The 552-nt window shown below is 38.4% G+C and carries 1 protein-coding gene; it reads right to left on the bottom strand.

Annotated elements, in window-relative coordinates:
• Nucleotides 1-192, bottom strand: a 192-nt coding sequence (locus AB4496_RS22325) for a VF530 family protein (protein WP_372131996.1), incomplete at its 3' end; no start/stop codon positions are given.
• Between the last annotated feature and the right edge of the window lie 360 nt (nucleotides 193-552).

A 552-nucleotide genomic window follows, 5' to 3' on the forward strand; every position in this document is an offset into this window, starting at 1 on the left:
AGCCCACTCTGTTTTCTTCAAGTATTTAACGGCACTTGCTACTGTCGGCTTAGTGTTAAAGCAGTTCATGCGCATTGCTGCATCCAAAATTTCCCAACCGTAATGATCCACTAATTCGTTGATCATAGTTTCAAGCTTTAAGCCATGCAGTGGGTTGTTTTGTTGCAGTTCGATTCTTTCTTCTTCAGTCATAACATTACCTTTTCCAAGGCAACTAAAGGCCTTGAATTTACTCTAGAACACCGTCATCACTGACCGCTTCTAGCTCAATCATTTGGGCATATCATCCATTGCCCTTATCTATGCCTTTATGATGGCATAAAGCATGCTCGTTATCCTATTTATCTTTCAATTTAATTTTAATATGGTCACTTACCATCCTGATGTTGCGTGTAATACAGCCGCCCCTACTAAAAAGGGTCTGTCTTAAAGATCCACCAAACTAGCTCAAGTTAACAAAAACCATGATAGAAGAATGAAATATCCCTACTTTATCAATGGAATTTAAACTTATTAGAACGCAGTGTTGCTAATTAACAGTAAGGTGCTATG

Origin of the sequence: Vibrio sp. 10N.222.46.A1, assembly GCF_041473595.1 — a bacterium.
GTDB lineage: Bacteria > Pseudomonadota > Gammaproteobacteria > Enterobacterales > Vibrionaceae > Vibrio > Vibrio tasmaniensis_A.